A 17,702-nucleotide genomic window follows, 5' to 3' on the forward strand; every position below is an offset into this window, starting at 1 on the left:
TAATTGTTTAATAGGTTATTTGTTTAATCGTTTAATTGGTTTATTCAGTTATTTGTTTAATTGCGACTGGTAACTATCAACCAACAACTGAAAACCATCAACTACGACTGACCACTTTCTTAGCTTTCATCTTATAATACTGTACTTTTCTTGACGGTATTTTAGGCTTTAAGTCGATTATCTCTTGGGCAGCTTTTTTTGCATTTGGGATGTCCTTGTTTTTTAAATAGGCCTGCATCAATAAGTTGCGATACTTGAATTTAGAAGGCTTTGTCAAGATTAATAGTCGAAATTGAATAATGGCGTTGGCGTATTGTCCTAGTTTTTGATATGAATACCCCTTGCCTAAAAACAATTCGGGGTCCGAACTGTACGATTTGGCTTTGTTGAGGCAATCGATAGCGTCTGAATATTTTTTTGTTTTATAATAAACCAATCCTAAATTTTTCCAGTAATCAGGGTATTGTTGTAATTTTGGTTGGATTTTCTGGAGTATTTTTAAGGCTTCTGGATAATTTTTAGTTACTACAAGCAAAGATGCTTTTTTGTTTTGTCTGTCGGCAATTGCAGTATTGACAAGAGAACTTAACAAGAAAATGCTAATTGCAATTCCCCCCATTTTAATTGTGGTGGCAATAGAGTTGTCTTTCATAGCTATCCATTTTGGCAATGAAATAGGTTGCACTTGGCAGCAAATTATAGCCGCATAAATTGAGAACATTGTCATAGCAGGAATACATTGTGTCGCAACATTAACCATCGCTATTATTACAAAAGCAAACACTCCAGCAAAGGAAAGATGAAAAATGCGATTATTGTTTATGGAGTATTGTGGCGATTCGCTATCTTCTTCCAGATTTGCACTTTCGACTAAGGACTTAGGACTAAGTACTAATGACTTTCTACTCTTCAAAGCAACTAGTAATGAACCAATAAAAAATGACAATAATGTGAGCCCAACTAATCCACCTTCAACAGCATTTTGAAAAATTTCGTTATGAGGGACTAAAACGTGTCCTGCATTTTGCATTTCTTCGGAGGTGGCTTTACCTTTTTCGATATATTGTGCTTGAAATAAATTGTATTCTTTTTCGAATAAACCATAACCATAACCTAATAATGGTTTTTCTACAACCATCAAAGTCGATAATTTCCAGATAAATTTACGCCCGTCCGACGAGGCTTTTTTGCTGTTATAAAGTTGGTTGCCAATTGGAATTAGAATAATACAAAAAACAATCGCAAGTGCTTTGACAGACATTTGATTCTTTTTGTCTTTTGCCCATTTGATAAAATCATATTCTAAACCAAAATAAATTACGGCAGCCATTACAATACCAATCCAAGCCGCTCTACATTTGAGTAAATACAGCGCAACTAATAGAAATGCGAAGCTAATAGCCGTTATTTTTGACTGTTTTTGTCTGAAAGAAGCATAAAAGAATGGAGTTGTCATGGCTAGAAATAATGCCGTAACATTGGGGTTACTCCATGAACCTGTAACTGTAAAGAGGTTGTTTTTGCTTTCTAATGTGCCAAAAAATTGTAGTAAACAATAGCAAGATTCTACTGTAGCAATAGCAATAATTCCAAAAGCGAGTAGTTGGAAGTCGAATTGAGGATGTTTGAATAATTGAGTAGCAGTACAAATTAGCAGAAAATGTATGCCATAATAAATAACAATGTCCGTTGAACCACCTATTAAAAAATACCGAACGGCAATGTAAGAAACCCATAAACCACAAAGTAGAATGGGTAAACAAGTGTTAAGTTGTTTATTATCAGTTAAATATAAATGGGGGGGGGGGTAATTGCAAATAGCAAAGCACTTATGCCAAAGGCATAATAGGCAATGCTAGTGGTTTGGTAGAAATAATCTGTATTGATAAGTCCTGCAATAATTGTAACTAACAATAGAAGCGTTGGAAAGGTAATTTTGCTATTCACTTTTAAAAATTCAGTTTGTATTTATTTCTTGTTAACAAACATAGTCCAAAAATTATGTTAAACCTATACCCACTTTTAGTGATATTACATTTTCAATGAAAATTTATTAAATTATTTATTAATAATGTTTTTATGTTCTTAAAATATAAAAAATTTTGTTAAAAAACAGTATTTATTGCGTTGTGTAATGGTTTCAAATTGATTGGAGTATAAAACAAATGTTTTTTTTTGAATTTCTTAAAATTTAAAATAGTGCAATTAAAGAATTCTTAGTGCATTTAAAAAAAAAGTAACAATTAATTGAGCTGCATTAAGAAGAAAGTTTTGGTTATTTGAGTAGTCTATAAAAAGAAATTTTTGAACAAAAATACTATATTTGCTTTCTAAAATTTTTAAATGAATAAAGTAGTTTTAATAACAGGAGGTTCATCTGGAATTGGGAAATCTATAGGCGAGTTTTTGCAACAAAAAGGATTTACAGTTTATGGAACGAGCCGCAACCCAGATCGAATCACAGATTCTCTTTTTCCGTTATTAGCTTTGGATGTGCGTAATGTAGCGACTATAAAAACCGCCATTGCCGAAGTTATTGCTCGGTCTGGACGAATAGATGTGGTGATAAACAATGCTGGGGTTGGAATAACGGGACCACTTGAAGAGATACCTACCGAAGAAATCAAAAATAATTTTGAGACTAATTTTTTTGGTCCAATCGAAGTCATGAAAGCAGTTTTACCACAAATGAGGATTCAAAAATCGGGTTTGATTTTGAATGTAACCTCAATTGCGGGCTATATGGGCTTGCCGTACCGTTCTATTTATTCGGCATCGAAAGGAGCTTTAGAAATTATAACTGAAGCGTTACGAATGGAAGTAAAATCGTTTGGGATACATATTGCAAATGTTGCTCCTGGAGATTTTGCCACTAATATAGCCTCAGGTAGGTTTCATGCTCCCGTAATTCAAGGATCTGCTTATGAGAAGGTGTATGGTGATATGCTAGAAACAATGGATGAGCATGTAGATGCAGGTAGTAATCCAATGGAGATGGCAGAAGCTGTTTTTGCTATTATTCAAGAACCAAACCCTAGGATACATTATAAGGTAGGTGCTTTTATGCAAAAGTTTTCTATTGTACTGAAACGTATTTTACCTGACAAAGTATATGAAAAAATGTTAATGAAACATTATAAGTTGTAAATTAGCGTCGGTTTTGCGTGAAGGATAGGAGCAAACTACCTTGCAGTGCGGATAGCCTGACAGCGCTTGCGGGAGCAGGCGACTACTCGCAAACTGAATTGGCCTGCTCCTGTAAGTGGTGGCACGCCCAAAGGATATTTTTGGAACGGATGAATTAAATTATTAAACATAAATAAATTAAGAAATATGAAATTTTTTATTGATACGGCTAATTTGGCTCAGATTAAAGAAGCGCAAGCTTTAGGTGTTTTGGATGGTGTAACTACAAATCCGTCTTTGATGGCTAAAGAAGGAATCACTGGAAAAAACAGCATTTTGAAGCATTATGTGGATATTTGTAATCTTGTTGAAGGTGATGTAAGTGCTGAAGTAAATGCTCTTGACTTTGACGGAATGGTGAAAGAAGGTGAAGAATTGGCTGACTTACACGAGCAAATCGTAGTGAAATTGCCTATGACCAAAGAAGGGATCATGGCTGCAAAATACTTCTCTGATAAGGGAATTAAAACAAATGTAACTTTGGTATTCTCTGCTGGACAAGCTTTGTTGGCTGCAAAAGCAGGTGCCACTTATGTTTCTCCTTTTATTGGTCGTTTGGATGACGTTTCGACTGATGGATTGAACTTGATTCAAGAAATTAGAGAAATTTATGATAACTACGGATATGAAACTCAAATTTTGGCTGCCTCTGTACGTCACACGATGCATATTGTGAACTGTGCAAAAATTGGTGCTGATGTAATGACGGGACCATTGTCTGCAATTTATGGTTTGTTGAAACACCCATTGACAGATATTGGATTGGCGCAGTTTGTTGCTGATTTTGAAAAAGGAAATAAATAATATTTTTCTAAAAATAGTAAAGCCTCATTTTTTTTATTAAAAATGAGGCTTTTTTAGTTTAAGGTCAAAGCACCCAGTATCTCTTCAGACATGAATGGTCCGCCAGGATAAGAGGCTGTATAGTCTAAGTTTAACCAAATTTGGTTGCGCTCATCGATATGATAATGCAATTGTTTGTTGGCACTTTCTTTGGTGAACAACACATTTTTGATCAAAAAGTTTACTGTTTCTAAGTCGTTCATGCTCCCGATCAAAATCTCAGGGTAGATGTGTCCTTTGGTATGTATGAGGCGAGGCGTGCCACCGATGGCGCGTACACAAGCAGCCATAAGTATCGAATGATCATCGCAGTCTCCAGAAAGGTATTTTAGGGATTCGCTTGCTGTAGCAATGTAATCATCGTCTTTTGGATCGCTTACATAATGCCAACGACTATTAATTTCTTTGAAAACGGCAAAGCACTGAATAATGGTTCGGTACTCTGAATAACCTCTTACGTTTTTGAAATTTTCATTGGTAGCCATGATGGCAAAGGTGCGTACTTTTGGATTTTTGTACTCAATAGCATTGAGAATCAAGTTTTTGTTTGGGAAAGGTAAAAGCTTGGAAACAATGATATCTTGCGGATACGGATTGTCTGACATGGTGTAAATCATGGAGTTGTAGTCCTCAAAAATACTGTCAAAACCATAATTACCAAATGTTGTACCATAGACTAAAGCCAATATATAGACAAATATGCAAATGATTATAATGGTACGCAACAATCGTAATGTAAGCTGAATGGCGATTAATAATAAGATGAATAGAAGTATTCTATCAATGTTGAAAGGCCAGTTGAGTTCGATTAGGTTCTCGTGAGCGATGATAAAAACGGGTATGGAAATTAAAATATTAAGTACAAAAATAATGACATCGTCCCATGGTTTTTTGACCTGTAGACTCTGCTTTATTTGAGTAAAAGTAATGTTCTTAATATTTATCATAAATAACCTAAAAAGGCAAAAACAGGAATGATTTTACATTTTTATCAAAAGTACCTATTTTATAGCTGATTTTGGTGTGAAAAAAATGTTTTTGAAGATTGTTTAACAGTTTTTTTCGAAATGATAATTGCTATTCCTATTCTGTGATAAAAACCATGATTTTGATCTAAAAGTGAAGTAGTTTTTGAAGAACTTGTAAAACTAGTTTATGAATCATTTTTTAATCGAAATAGTCAATCAATAAAATAAGTGCAATAAAAGTACCGATACCCAAAACAGTACGGATTCCCTCAGGAGAGAATCCGCTTTTGTTTTTGATTGGGTCATTTTCAAACAGGTGATAGGCTAAGCTGGTATTGCATTCTACGCTTCTTACATGGTAGCAGAATAACGCATATATCCACAATGAAAAACCTCCTAAGGCTAGAAATAATTTTTGAAGAAAAGTCCCCACTATTTTACCAATTGCTCTAAGGCATAATCAATCAAGTTGATGGTAGCCTGATTAGGATCACTACTGAAAGTTTTTGTGGCACGATTAGCAATGATAGCATTTAGAGATAAGGCATGATGTCCTAAAAGAGCAGATAGACCGTAGATGGCAGCTGTTTCCATTTCTAAATTAGTAATTCGAACGTCATTGTGACTGAAGCTGTCCATTTTGTTATTTAGTCCTTCGTCTTGTATTGGTAAACGTAAAATACGTCCTTGTGGTCCAAAAAATCCACCGGCCGTAGCTGTGATTCCTTTGAAAATTGAATCACTTTCAAATTGTTTTTCGAGTTTTTCAGAACAGGATACAGCATAAGGTCTCCCTTTGTCTGGACTCCAGCTGGTGTGCTTGATAAAGGCGTCTTCTAGTGTTGCATGTGTAACGTGATCGGCTTGGTAGGAGCGAAGCATACAATCTAGACCCAATCCCATTTTTGACATTACAAAACTATCTACAGGAATGTCAGCTTGCAATGATCCTGAGGTTCCAATGCGTACAATGTTTAAGGCTGTATGTTTTTCTTTTATGGTACGAGTCGTTAAGTCAATATTGACCAAAGCATCCAATTCGTTTAATACGATGTCAATATTATCGGGTCCAATTCCCGTAGATATTACTGTAATTTTTTTGCCTTTGTAAGTTCCGGTTTCAGTTTTGAACTCTCTTTTTTGAGTCGAAAATTCTACAGAATCAAACAATTGCGTAATTTTTTCGACACGATCAGGATCTCCTACAAAGATGATGTCGTGGGCTATATTTTCTGGTTTTATATTCAGGTGGTATACACTACCATCTGGGTTCAATATCAATTCTGATGCTGCTATCATTTTTTTATTTTTTAATTATACTCTTCGTCTTTAAGACCAAAAGTTAGTTTTTTATTTCTAGAACTAAATTTAGTTAAAAAAAGTGGCAAAAATATCAAAAACTGATTTTTTTGCCACTTTTAAGAAAGCGAAATAAGGAAGGGGTTTTAGCCACCCACACGTTTTACCTTAAATCCTTTTTCTTTTAAAAGTTGCATGATTTTGTCGCGATAATCTCCTTGCAAAATCAAGGCACCATCCTTAAAACTACCACCAACACTAAGTTTGGTTTTTAGTTCCTTGGCCAAAATTTTAAAGTCTTCATCCTCGCCCTCATAACCTTCGATAATGGTTGTTGCTTTCCCTTTTCGTTTTTCATATTTACAAATCATAGGTTCTTTTTGAACGTATAATTGGTGAGGTGTATCGTCAATTTCTTCGGGCTCATTACTAGGTACATGATCCGGGAATAGGTTTTTTAATTGGTCTTCTAGATTCATTTTTATTTTATTTGAACATATAAGTGGTACACTGATGAAAAGGATTCGGAAAAGCGAAACTACGGATAAAAAAAGCTTTTTTTATTTCTAAGATCTCTCTAATCAATGTTCCAAAAGCATGCAATGAAATATTATTTTTTAATCAATCCTAATTCAACTAAACGCTCATAAAGAAAATCTCCAGCAGTGATGTCTTCAAATTGTTTTGGGTGTTCGGCATCGATACAATTTTCTAAACAATTTAGTTTCATATCACTCACAGGATGCATGAAAAACGGAATAGAATAACGAGATGTTCCCCATAATTCTCTCGGTGGATTTACCACTTGGTGAATGGTCGATTTTAATTTGTTGTTGGTGTGTCTTGATAGCATATCACCTACATTAATCACCAATTCATCTGGTTGTGCAATAGCATCAATCCATTCTCCATCATGATTTTGTACTTGCAATCCTTTTCCTTGAGCACCCATCAACAAAGTGATTAGGTTAATGTCGCCATGAGCAGCTGCACGTATGGCATTTGCAGGCTCAGACGTAATAGGTGGGTAGTGAATTGGGCGTAGGATAGAGTTTCCTTCTTCAGCATATTTGTCAAAGTAGAATTCGTCCAATCCTAAACGTAATGCCAAAGCTCTAAGGACATAAATTCCTGTTTTTTCAAGCATTTGGTACGCTTCTTTTCCGGCTACATTAAAACGAGGTAATTCTTCAACTTCAATATTTTTTGGGTATTCAGAGGCATATTTTGAGCTGTCATCTACGTATTGACCAAAATGCCAAAATTCTTTTAAATCACCTTCTTTGCGTCCTTTAGCATGTTCTTTTCCAAAAGAGATATAGCCTCTTTGTCCGCCTATGGTTAAGTCTTCATATTTTTGTTTCGTTTCTAAAGGTAACTGGAAAAAATTTCTTATTTCGCTATATAATTCTTCAACTAAATTTTGGTCTAAAAAATGTCCTTTCAAAGCTACAAATCCAATATCTTCAAAGGCAGCTCCTATTTCGTTTACAAATTTTTGTTTTCTCTCAGGATCATTCGATAAAAAATCTCTTAAATCTACGCTAGGTATGTTTTGCATGATTATGTGTTTTAAAATTATTGTCTTTTAACGGTTGTTAGTTTTTGCTTTTTCTTTGATGATATCACCAATTTTTTTGTTTTCTATTTTGCTTTCTAACCATGAAATAATATCAAGGTATAGGAAAGCTCTTTTTTCGTATGGTATTTTTTCTAATTCTATAAAACGCTCTCGCATTTTGATAAATTCCTTTTTAATGTCAGAAGGATAGATCGAATTTAAATTTCGCATGAAGCGAATAATTTCTTTCTGAACCTCATGTAAATCATTCATTTTAAGTAAGAACTTATACGTGTTTTTGATTTGCGTTTCTAGGTGCAAATCTTTTCCTAGTTCATAGTTGACAATTAAGTACAACAAACGAGCAAAACACATTAAATCTTCACGCATGGTCAGATTCTTATTGTTGATGATTTTTTCTAGGTAAAAAATACACTCGTTAAATTTGTCTGATCCAAAATAGATGCATGCAAACTTATAATAAAACAACATCTCGTGATGCTCATCAAGGTGATCGCTGTGAATCTTAATTTTATCAATTACAATCGGAATCAAATATTCGCCTTCTTGAAACGAGCCTTCTAAGATATGGTAATTTAATTTATTATTGTATAAATATAAAAATGCAAGTGACGAAATATTGTCATTGACAGGAAAACGAGGATCTTCGATAGTCGCTTCGAGTTGCTGCAAGTAATTTTTGAATTTAGTTTGGTATTTCAACATAAAAACCGACTCCAGAAAATAGTTGTTTCCTTTTAGAAAAAAAACGGGATTGAGGTAAATCATGTTTGGATTGTCATAAAATAGAGTTACCCATTTGTAGGCAAATTTATAACTGGCAACAAAATCTTGTACCAAAAAACTACGCCACAAATTGGCATTATAAAACCAATATTTCTCTCTAAAACCAAATTTATTTTCGTCGAGTTTGGCAATATGTTTATTGAAATATTCGTCAATATACTGGTATTCTTCGTCATTTTTTACATAGCCCGTTTTGAGCATAGTACCGTACAATTGCAACGATAAATTAGATAGTTTACTCGAAATGGTGTTTCGATAATTAAGCTCTTTTGCTTGTATAACGAGCTCATCTGCACGCCCTTGTATACTGCGTGTGATGTATTGTGACTCGATTAGTTTTTCGAATTCTACGATCTCAAAAGCGATGTATTTTTCATCATTTTCGAGAGCCTGAATTTTTGTTTTGTCTAATATTTTTAAACTTTGTTTGTATAAACCTTTGTTATACAAAATGGTAGCAAAATCAATTTGCTCACGTAATTGGTATCGAATGTTTTGACTCGGAATATTTAATCGAATACTAACCAATATTTGCTTGTACAAATAAGATTTTAAATTTGAAAGTTGCACCTTTTTTATAATGCCACTTTTGAGTATAATTTTTTCGTCATAACCTTCCGATTTGTCCAGGATATTGAATAATTCGATAAATTTTGTATTGGAACTTGTCTCTAATCGACTCGCAAAGATCTTAAACTGACGTTTTTCAGACTTTGAAAGGGATTTGATTAAGACAAATAAAAAATCTTTTTGATGGTTAGCCATTGTAAAATAATAGTACTTAAGTAATTGTTAATCAGCTTTTTGAGTAGAGTTAATCTTCTTTATAAGCAGTATATTTCATTAATTTGATTTTTATAATAAAGTAATGAAAGGTATATTTGTTACCAAGTTGTGAAATTACATTAAATAAATTAAAATGAATAGAGAGAAAGTTCAAATTTTTGATACGACTTTAAGAGACGGAGAACAAGTTCCAGGATGCAAATTAGATACCAAACAAAAACTCGTTATTGCTGAACGATTGGATGGAATGGGAGTAGATGTTATCGAAGCTGGATTCCCTGTATCGAGTCCTGGTGATTTTTTATCTGTTTCAGAGATTAGCAAAATTGTAAAAAATGCAACCGTATGTGGACTTACACGTGCAGTAAAAAATGATATTGATGTTGCAGCTGCAGCCTTGAAGCATGCCAAAAGACCTCGTATACACACAGGTATTGGTACCTCACAATCACACATTATACACAAGTTAAATACAACACCTGAAGATATAATAGCTAGAGCAGTCTTTGCAGTAGCTCACGCCAAAACCTATGTTGAAGACGTAGAGTTTTATGCAGAAGATGCTGGTAGAACAGATAACGCTTTCTTGGCTCGAGTCTGTGAAGAAGTCATAAAAGCAGGTGCTACAGTACTTAATATTCCTGACACCACAGGGTATTGTTTGCCACACGAATACGGTGAAAAAATTAAATATTTAAAAGAAAACGTAAAGGGTATCGAAAACGTTACGATTTCTTGCCACTGTCATAACGATTTGGGTATGGCGACTGCAAATTCTATCGCAGGTGCTATGAACGGCGCAAGACAAATTGAATGTACTATTAATGGAATAGGTGAGCGTGCAGGAAATACAGCCCTTGAAGAAGTGGTAATGATTTTCAAACAACACCCATACCTAAACTTATATACTGATATTGATGCAAAGCAATTAAACGAAATGAGTCGTTTGGTATCAGATTCTATGGGGATGATGGTGCAGCCTAATAAAGCAATTGTTGGTTCGAATGCATTTGCTCACAGTTCTGGAATTCACCAAGATGGTGTAATTAAGAACAGAGAGACCTATGAAATCATGGATCCATTAGAAGTGGGTGTGAATGAGTCATCAATCATCTTGACAGCAAGAAGCGGTAGAGCAGCCTTGGCATACAGAGCGAAAAAAGTAGGTTATGAATTGACAAAAGTGCAATTGGACCTTGTTTATGTTGAGTTTTTGAAATACGCAGATATTAAGAAAGAAGTAATGGATGATGATATACATCAAATCATTGAAGCTTCTAATTTACAAGACGATTTAGTTAGAAATTAAAAATAAAAGCCATGAATTTAAAAATAGCTGTACTTGCAGGGGACGGAATAGGTCCCGAGGTAGTTCTTCAAGCCATGAAAGCATTGAATGCAACTGCTTTGATGTTTGACCACGAGTTTATTTTTGAAGAAGCTCTCATTGGAGCTGCGGCTATAGATAAAACAGGAAAGCCTTTACCGGAGCAAACATTGAATTTATGTTTGAATACAGAGGCTGTGCTATTTGGCGCTATCGGAGACTTGAAATATGACAACGATCCAGAGGCGAAAATTCGTCCAGAACAAGGGTTGTTTCAATTGAGAAACGCGCTAGGTTTATTTGCAAACAGTAAATCAATCAAGCCTTATGAAGGTTTACTCTCTAGCTCTCCTTTGAAAAAAGAAATTATTGAAGGAACTGATTTTCTGATTTACAGAGAACTTTCAGGCGGAATTTATTTCGATGAAAAAACCTTGAGCGAAGACGGAAAAGTAGCCACTGATTTGTGTAAATACACCGAGGAACAAATTTTGAGAATTGCTCATTTGGCTTTTAAAGCAGCACAAAAGAGGAACAATATCGTGACACTTATTGATAAGGCAAACGTATTGGAAACTTCAAGATTATGGCGCAAAGTGGTAACTGAGGTAAGTAAAGAATACCCATCTGTTGAACTTAATTATTTATTTGTAGATAATGCTGCCAAACAAATCGTTGCCAAACCTAAGCAATTTGATGTTATTCTTATCGAAAATTTATTTGGTGATATTTTATCAGAGGTTGCAAGTGTAATTACGGGTTCTATTGGAATGTTGGCATCAAGTTCTATTGGGGCTTCACATACTTTATTCGAACCAGTTCACGGAACTTTTCACCAAGCTAAAGGGAAGAATATTGCTAATCCATTTGCCTCAATCTTATCAGCAGCTTTGCTGTTAGAACATTTTGGTTTGGTAAAAGAAGCAAAAAAAATACACGAAGCGGTCGAAAAAGCAATTGCTTTGAAGGTCGTCACCACCGACTTGAATCCAGAGTCAAAATTCGGAACGAATGAAGTTGGAGATTTTGTTTCCAATTTTATTCTAAACAAGCAAGATTTATTATACTTCAACAATGACAATGTAAGTATAGGACAATCAACAATAGTATAATTACAAAAAAAAGACAGATACAAACACATATATAATGGAATTAAATAAATACAGTAAGACGATCACTCAAGATGAAACACAACCAGCTTCTCAAGCTATGTTGTATGCACTTGGACTAACTGAAGAAGATTTAAAAAAAGCACAAGTAGGTATTGTAAGTATGGGTTACGATGGGAATCCATGTAACATGCACTTAAACGACTTGGCAAAAGATATTAAAACAGGTGTCTGGAAAGAAGATTTAGTAGGTTTGATCTTTAACACAATTGGTGTTAGTGACGGAATCTCAAATGGTAATGACGGAATGCGTTTTTCATTGGTATCTCGTGATGTAATTGCAGATTCTATTGAAACAGTAATGGGAGCACAATGGTACGATGGATTGATTGCTGTTCCTGGTTGCGATAAAAATATGCCTGGTGCTTTGATGGCAATGGGTAGAGTAAACCGTCCATCTATTATGGTATACGGTGGATCTATTCACCCAGGAAAATGGAAAGGTGAAGATTTGAATATCGTTTCTGCTTTTGAAGCTTTAGGAAAAAAAATAAAAAATACAATTACACCAGAGGATTTTAAAGGTGTAATTCAAAATGCTTGTCCAGGTGCTGGTGCTTGCGGAGGTATGTATACTGCAAACACAATGTCATCTGCAATTGAAGCTTTGGGAATGAGTTTGCCGTACAGCTCATCAAACCCTGCTTTGAGTCCAGAGAAAAAACAAGAATGTGTTGATGCTGGTGCAGCGATCAAAATATTATTGGAGAAAGATATCAAACCTAGAGATATTATGACTCGTAAAGCATTCGAAAATGCAATTACGATTGTAGCAGTTCTAGGAGGTTCTACAAATGCTGTAATGCACTTAATTGCAATGGCACATTCAGTAGGAATCGAATTGACACTTAAAGATTTTCAAGATATTAGTGATAAAACACCTTTATTGGCTGATTTAAAACCTAGTGGAAAATACCTAATGGAAGACTTACACAATGTTGGTGGTGTTCCAGGAGTAATGAAATATTTATTAAAAGTTGGATTATTACACGGTGACTGTTTGACTGTAACTGGAAAAACTATCGCTGAGAATTTAGCATCTGTACCTGACTTACAAGACGGTCAAGAGGTTATTTTCGAAATTCAAAAAGCATTAAAAGCGACTGGAAATATTCAGATATTGTACGGAAACGTAGCTTCTGAAGGATGTGTGGCTAAAATTAGTGGAAAAGAAGGTGAATTTTTCGAAGGTACAGCAGTAGTTTTCGAAGGAGAAAAGCAAGTAATTAAAGGAATCCAAGGTGGAGAAGTAAAACCAGGAAATGTAGTTATTATTCGTTACTGCGGACCAAAAGGTGGACCAGGAATGTCGGAGATGCTAAAACCAACTTCTGCTATTATGGGAGCTGGATTAGGAAACACAGTAGCCTTGATTACAGACGGACGTTTCTCTGGAGGATCACACGGATTTGTAGTAGGACACGTTACTCCTGAAGCTTATGAAGGTGGAGGAATAGCTTTAATCGAAAATGGTGATGTGATTACCATTGATGCTGTGAACAACACCATCAATATGAAGATTTCTGATGAAGAATATGCAAAACGTAAAGCTGCATGGAAACAACCAGTATCTCCAATCAAACAAGGGGTTTTACTTAAATATATGAGATCGGTTTCAAGTGCATCTGAAGGATGTGTAACTGATAAATAGCTTTTAGCTTTTGGCAATAAGCCATTTGCTAAATGAAGTATTACCAGCCAAAAGCCAAGTGCTAATGGCCAAATGCAAATAAAAATATGGAAACAACTAAAATAAGCGGGGCAGAAGCCGTTATAAGATGCTTACTAGAAGAAGGCGCAAATTTGGTTTATGGTTATCCAGGAGGAGCAATCATGCCAGTTTACGACGAATTATATAAATTTCAAGATCAATTGCATCACGTTCTTGTACGTCATGAGCAGGGTGCTGCACATGCTGCACAAGGTTTTGCTAGAGCAACAGGTAAGGTGGGTGTGTGTATCGCAACTTCAGGACCTGGTGCAACAAACTTAGTAACTGGAATTGCAGATGCGCAAATTGACTCTACACCTTTGGTATGTATTACTGGACAAGTCGGGAAACATTTGCTTGGTTCTGATGCTTTTCAAGAAACAGACATTATCGGAATATCGACTCCGGTAACCAAATGGAATTATCAAATTACAGAAGCACATGAGATTCCAGAGATCATGGCCAAAGCTTTTTATATCGCTCGATCAGGCCGACCAGGTCCAGTATTGATTGATATTACCAAAAATGCTCAATTTGACTTATTAGACTTTAGCTATACAAAATGTACCGATATCCGTAGCTACCATCCAAAACCAATTCTTAATGAAGAAAAAGTTAAAGATGCTGCTGCAATTATCAATAAGGCCAAAAAGCCTATGATTATTTTTGGTCAAGGTATTGTTTTGAGCGAAGCAGAAGCAGAGTTGAAAGCATTGGTTGAAAAAGCAGGTATACCAGCGGCTTGGACTATTTTGGGACTATCAGCTTTGCCTACCGATCATGATTTAAATGTTGGTATGGTGGGTATGCATGGAAACTATGGACCTAATATGCTAACCAACGAGTGTGATGTTTTGATCGCTCTTGGAATGCGTTTTGATGACCGTGTTACCGGAAATTTACAAACGTATGCAAAGCAAGCTAAAGTTTTACATTTCGAAATTGATCCAGCAGAGATTGATAAAAACGTAAAATCAGAAGTTGCTGTTTTAGCAGATTTGAAAGACGCCTTAACAGCTTTATTGCCTTTGATCGAAAAAAAATCGCATACAGAATGGCATAATGAATTTAAAAGACATTATGATATCGAACTAGAGGCAGTTATCAATGAAGAGTTAGCACCAACCAATGGAAAAGGAATTTCAATGGGAGAAACAATCGAAATGATTAACAAGCACTCTCATGCAGATGCTATTATGGTTTCGGATGTAGGTCAACATCAAATGTTTACTTGTCGTTACTCAAAATTCAACCAAACCAAAAGTAATGTAACTTCTGGAGGATTGGGAACTATGGGTTTCGCCTTGCCAGCAGCAATTGGAGCAAAAATGGGTAGACCAGACCGCGAAGTAGTTGCCGTAATTGGCGATGGTGGTTTTCAAATGAACATTCAAGAGTTAGGTACAATTAACCAAACTAAAGTTCCGGTTAAGATTGTAGTGCTAAACAATGAATTTTTAGGAATGGTTCGCCAATGGCAAGAATTGTTTTTCGATAATAGATATGCTTCTACCGTAATGGTTAATCCAAACTTTTGCGCTATTGCAGAAGGGTATTATATCAAAGCAAGAAAAGTAACCAAAAGAGAAGAACTAGACGAAGCGGTTGCCGAAATGATGGCATCCAAAGAGGCTTACTTCTTGGAGGTTATGGTAGAAAAAGAAAATAACGTATTCCCAATGATACCTACAGGAGCTTCGGTTTCAGATATCAGATTATCATAAAATAGTTTAATAGTTTAAGGATTAAAGTTGTTTAATAACGGAACTTTTAAGTTGCCAAACAATTTTAAACTTTAAACAATTTTTAAACTTTAAACAAAAAAAAATGGAAAATAAAACATTCACCATTTCAGTATATTCAGAAAACAATGTAGGGTTGTTGAATCGCATCTCAGGTATCTTTTTGAAGAGACATATCAATATTTTGAGTCTTAATGTTTCAGAATCAGAAATCGAAAACGTTTCAAGATTCATTATAGTTGTAGATACGACAGAGAAATGGGTCCAAAATATAGTAGGACAAATAGAAAAGCAAATCGAGGTGATTAAAGCATTTTATCATGTAGATGATGAAACTATTTTTCTCGAAAATGCTTTGTTCAAAATAGATTCTAGTTTGCTTTTCGACGAAAGACAAATTCAGAATATTATCAAAGAAAGCAATTCTGAAATCGTTACGGTTTCAAGAAAATTCTTTGTCATTTCAAAATCAGGAAGACGTTCTGAAATTGAAGAAGTACACGAAAAATTAAAACCTTTTGGAATCATGCAATTTGTGCGTTCAGGCCGAATTTCAGTTTCGAAAGAACCAATGGAGATATCAACATTATTACAAGAATTAAATATAAATAAATACTAAAAAATGGCAAATTACTTCAATTCATTACCACTTAGATTACAGTTAGAACAATTAGGCGTTTGTGAATTCATGGATAAATCTGAATTTACTGACGGAATCACTGCTTTAAAAGGAAAAAAAGTAGTTATTGTAGGTTGTGGAGCTCAAGGTTTAAACCAAGGGTTGAATATGAGAGATTCAGGATTAGACATCTCTTACGCTTTGCGTGCTGAAGCTATCGCTCAAAAAAGAGCATCTTATATGAATGCAGCCGATAACGGTTTTACTGTTGGAACATATGAAGAATTAATTCCTACAGCTGATTTAGTATGTAACTTAACTCCAGACAAACAACACACTGCTGTAGTGACTGCAATCATGCCTTTGATGAAACAAGGAGCTACATTGGCGTACTCTCACGGTTTTAATATTGTTGAAGAAGGAATGCAAATTCGTAAAGACTTAACAGTAATTATGTGTGCACCAAAATGTCCAGGATCTGAAGTACGTGAAGAGTACAAAAGAGGATTTGGAGTACCAACTTTAATCGCTGTTCACCCAGAGAATGATCCAAACGGAGACGGATTAGCTCAAGCTAAAGCCTATGCTGTAGCAACAGGTGGAGATAGAGCAGGAGTATTGCGTTCTTCTTTCGTAGCAGAGGTAAAATCAGATTTAATGGGTGAGCAAACAATCCTTTGTGGTTTGTTGCAAACAGGTTCAATCTTGTGTTTTGATAAAATGGTAGCAGAAGGCATTGATGCTGGATATGCTTCAAAATTAATCCAGTACGGATGGGAAACTATCACAGAAGGATTGAAATATGGTGGAATCACCAACATGATGGACAGATTGTCTAATCCTGCTAAAATTGCTGCTTTCAATGCAGCTGCAGAATTAAAAGAAATCATGCGTCCATTATTCCAAAAGCATATGGATGATATCATTTCTGGAGAATTCTCTAGCACAATGATGGCTGACTGGAACAATGATGATAAAAATTTGTTGGCTTGGAGAGCTGCAACAGGAGATACTAACTTTGAGAAAACTCCAGCTGGTGACGTTGAAATTTCTGAGCAAGAATACTACGATAACGGAACTTTGATGGTTGCAATGGTAAAAGCGGGTGTTGAGCTAGCTTTTGAAGCAATGACAGATTCAGGTATTATCGAAGAGTCTGCTTACTACGAGTCTTTACACGAAACACCACTTATTGCTAACACAATCGCAAGAAAGAAATTGTTCGAAATGAACCGTGTAATCTCTGATACTGCTGAGTACGGATGTTATTTGTTTGATCATGCTGCAAAACCATTAATCGCTGAGTACGTGAAAAATGCACCATCAAACATGGTAGGTCGTCCATTCGGAAACACATCTAACGGAGTTGACAACAAAGAATTGATCGAAGTAAATGCAATCATCAGAAACCACCCAGTTGAAGAAGTTGGTGCTTGGTTGAGAGAGTCAATGACTGCAATGAAAAAAATCGTATAATTTAATATACAATTTTAATAGTTTGAAAGGCTGCGTATTTTTACGCAGCCTTTTTGCGTTAATATAGGATTTATTTACAGTTATTTTTGGGCGTGCCCCTTCGTAATCCCGATAGCTATCGGGAACGGGTCAGGCTATTCGTTGCAATCTTGTGGGGGCATAAATGCCAGCCCCCACAAGGATTTCGACCGATAACTCGGGACTATCC

The 17,702-nt window shown here is 35.3% G+C and carries 14 protein-coding genes; 8 read left to right on the forward strand and 6 right to left on the reverse strand.

The genetic code is table 11. From position 1 onward, the window contains the following. Positions 1–97: 97 nt before the first annotated feature. A complete protein-coding gene (locus tag FFWV33_RS12530; RefSeq protein ID WP_108741217.1) occupies positions 98–1,456 on the reverse strand; it encodes an O-antigen ligase family protein in 1,359 nt (452 codons plus the stop codon). An 887-nt stretch (positions 1,457–2,343) separates the two neighbouring features. Here FFWV33_RS12530 and FFWV33_RS12535 point away from each other — a divergent pair. Together FFWV33_RS12535 and fsa are read left to right on the forward strand one after the other, a co-directional pair. After that, positions 2,344–3,147 carry an SDR family oxidoreductase gene (locus tag FFWV33_RS12535; RefSeq protein WP_108741218.1) on the forward strand — a complete coding sequence of 268 codons (804 nt, stop codon included), beginning with the start codon at positions 2,344–2,346 and terminating at the stop codon, positions 3,145–3,147. A gap of 186 nt (positions 3,148–3,333) precedes the next feature. Further along, positions 3,334–3,990, forward strand: coding sequence for a fructose-6-phosphate aldolase (gene fsa / locus FFWV33_RS12540; RefSeq protein WP_108741219.1), 657 nt, complete (start codon positions 3,334–3,336; stop codon positions 3,988–3,990). Between the two features lie 53 nt (positions 3,991–4,043). Here the strand turns inward: fsa and FFWV33_RS12545 are convergent, their stop codons facing one another. From FFWV33_RS12545 to FFWV33_RS12570, 5 genes are all read right to left on the reverse strand, one after another. Further along, positions 4,044–4,976, reverse strand: a complete 933-nt coding sequence (locus FFWV33_RS12545; protein WP_108741220.1) for a transglutaminase-like domain-containing protein — start codon at positions 4,974–4,976, stop codon at positions 4,044–4,046. A 453-nt stretch (positions 4,977–5,429) separates the two neighbouring features. Further along, a complete protein-coding gene (locus FFWV33_RS12555) occupies positions 5,430–6,296 on the reverse strand; it encodes a nucleoside phosphorylase (protein ID WP_108741222.1) in 867 nt (288 codons plus the stop codon). Between the two features lie 146 nt (positions 6,297–6,442). After that, the gene (locus FFWV33_RS12560) at positions 6,443–6,775 is read right to left on the reverse strand and encodes a translation initiation factor (protein ID WP_108741223.1); all 333 of its coding nucleotides are present in this window, start codon (positions 6,773–6,775) and stop codon (positions 6,443–6,445) included. A gap of 131 nt (positions 6,776–6,906) precedes the next feature. Further along, complete coding sequence (locus FFWV33_RS12565; RefSeq protein WP_108741224.1) at positions 6,907–7,857, reverse strand: isopenicillin N synthase family dioxygenase; 951 nt, start codon at positions 7,855–7,857, stop codon at positions 6,907–6,909. Between the two features lie 27 nt (positions 7,858–7,884). Continuing rightward, the gene (locus tag FFWV33_RS12570) at positions 7,885–9,429 is read right to left on the reverse strand and encodes a hypothetical protein (RefSeq protein ID WP_108741225.1); all 1,545 of its coding nucleotides are present in this window, start codon (positions 9,427–9,429) and stop codon (positions 7,885–7,887) included. Between the two features lie 154 nt (positions 9,430–9,583). On the opposite strand from FFWV33_RS12570, the gene FFWV33_RS12575 reads away from it, so the two are divergent. The 6 genes from FFWV33_RS12575 (at position 9,584) to ilvC (ending at position 17,494) form a co-directional block, all read left to right on the forward strand. Continuing rightward, a complete protein-coding gene (locus FFWV33_RS12575; RefSeq protein WP_108741226.1) occupies positions 9,584–10,759 on the forward strand; it encodes a 2-isopropylmalate synthase in 1,176 nt (391 codons plus the stop codon). 11 nt (positions 10,760–10,770) lie between these two features. Further along, complete coding sequence (gene leuB, locus FFWV33_RS12580; RefSeq protein WP_108741227.1) at positions 10,771–11,889, forward strand: 3-isopropylmalate dehydrogenase; 1,119 nt, start codon at positions 10,771–10,773, stop codon at positions 11,887–11,889. 34 nt (positions 11,890–11,923) lie between these two features. Further along, positions 11,924–13,597 (forward strand): dihydroxy-acid dehydratase, encoded by a 1,674-nt coding sequence (ilvD, locus tag FFWV33_RS12585; RefSeq protein WP_108741228.1) that lies wholly within the window; start codon positions 11,924–11,926, stop codon positions 13,595–13,597. Positions 13,598–13,683: 86 nt separating this feature from the next. Then, the gene (gene ilvB / locus FFWV33_RS12590) at positions 13,684–15,381 is read left to right on the forward strand and encodes a biosynthetic-type acetolactate synthase large subunit (protein ID WP_108741229.1); all 1,698 of its coding nucleotides are present in this window, start codon (positions 13,684–13,686) and stop codon (positions 15,379–15,381) included. 103 nt (positions 15,382–15,484) lie between these two features. Continuing rightward, positions 15,485–16,018 (forward strand): acetolactate synthase small subunit, encoded by a 534-nt coding sequence (gene ilvN, locus FFWV33_RS12595; RefSeq protein ID WP_108741230.1) that lies wholly within the window; start codon positions 15,485–15,487, stop codon positions 16,016–16,018. Positions 16,019–16,021: 3 nt separating this feature from the next. Continuing rightward, positions 16,022–17,494, forward strand: a complete 1,473-nt coding sequence (gene ilvC / locus FFWV33_RS12600) for a ketol-acid reductoisomerase (protein WP_108741231.1) — start codon at positions 16,022–16,024, stop codon at positions 17,492–17,494. Positions 17,495–17,702 lie beyond the last annotated feature (208 nt).

The organism is Flavobacterium faecale (assembly GCF_003076455.1).
Taxonomy (GTDB): Bacteria; Bacteroidota; Bacteroidia; order Flavobacteriales; family Flavobacteriaceae; genus Flavobacterium; species Flavobacterium faecale.

Excerpts from the sequence above, each read along its gene's own strand:
- FFWV33_RS12530 (WP_108741217.1), bottom strand. The coding sequence starts at position 1,456 with ATGACAACTCCATTCTTTTATGCTTCTTTCAGACAAAAACAGTCAAAA.
- FFWV33_RS12535 (WP_108741218.1), top strand. The coding sequence starts at position 2,344 with ATGAATAAAGTAGTTTTAATAACAGGAGGTTCATCTGGAATTGGGAAA.
- fsa (WP_108741219.1), top strand. The coding sequence starts at position 3,334 with ATGAAATTTTTTATTGATACGGCTAATTTGGCTCAGATTAAAGAAGCG.
- FFWV33_RS12545 (WP_108741220.1), bottom strand. The coding sequence starts at position 4,976 with ATGATAAATATTAAGAACATTACTTTTACTCAAATAAAGCAGAGTCTA.
- FFWV33_RS12555 (WP_108741222.1), bottom strand. The coding sequence starts at position 6,296 with ATGATAGCAGCATCAGAATTGATATTGAACCCAGATGGTAGTGTATAC.
- FFWV33_RS12560 (WP_108741223.1), bottom strand. The coding sequence starts at position 6,775 with ATGAATCTAGAAGACCAATTAAAAAACCTATTCCCGGATCATGTACCT.
- FFWV33_RS12565 (WP_108741224.1), bottom strand. The coding sequence starts at position 7,857 with ATGCAAAACATACCTAGCGTAGATTTAAGAGATTTTTTATCGAATGAT.
- FFWV33_RS12570 (WP_108741225.1), bottom strand. The coding sequence starts at position 9,429 with ATGGCTAACCATCAAAAAGATTTTTTATTTGTCTTAATCAAATCCCTT.
- FFWV33_RS12575 (WP_108741226.1), top strand. The coding sequence starts at position 9,584 with ATGAATAGAGAGAAAGTTCAAATTTTTGATACGACTTTAAGAGACGGA.
- leuB (WP_108741227.1), top strand. The coding sequence starts at position 10,771 with ATGAATTTAAAAATAGCTGTACTTGCAGGGGACGGAATAGGTCCCGAG.
- ilvD (WP_108741228.1), top strand. The coding sequence starts at position 11,924 with ATGGAATTAAATAAATACAGTAAGACGATCACTCAAGATGAAACACAA.
- ilvB (WP_108741229.1), top strand. The coding sequence starts at position 13,684 with ATGGAAACAACTAAAATAAGCGGGGCAGAAGCCGTTATAAGATGCTTA.
- ilvN (WP_108741230.1), top strand. The coding sequence starts at position 15,485 with ATGGAAAATAAAACATTCACCATTTCAGTATATTCAGAAAACAATGTA.
- ilvC (WP_108741231.1), top strand. The coding sequence starts at position 16,022 with ATGGCAAATTACTTCAATTCATTACCACTTAGATTACAGTTAGAACAA.